Origin of the sequence: Eubacterium sp. AF36-5BH, assembly GCF_003460505.1 — a bacterium.
In the GTDB taxonomy this organism is placed as follows: Bacteria; Bacillota; Clostridia; order Lachnospirales; family Lachnospiraceae; genus Eubacterium_G.
Genome location: NZ_QTVG01000007.1, coordinates 26,432 through 26,705 on the forward strand (window position 1 = coordinate 26,432; position 274 = coordinate 26,705).

Genomic DNA, 274 nt, shown 5'->3' on the forward strand with positions numbered 1-274 from the left:
TATTCAAACTCCGATTTTCCTGACGTATTACGCACTGTAATCACTTTAAAATCGGCAATTTATATAATCGAATTTGTTTACATTTATTTGTATTGTTGTGATTAATCGCTTAAGTGGTAGCCAATTGGTAGCCACCTAAACTTCTTTAACTAAATTTGTCTATATTTATTGTTCATCTTCTTCCTGGTTTTCAAGTATCTTGTATAACCCACTTTTCAGAACGTCGGACATATTTAGTGAATGTCTTTCGGCATACATAGTAAGTCTTTTGTGC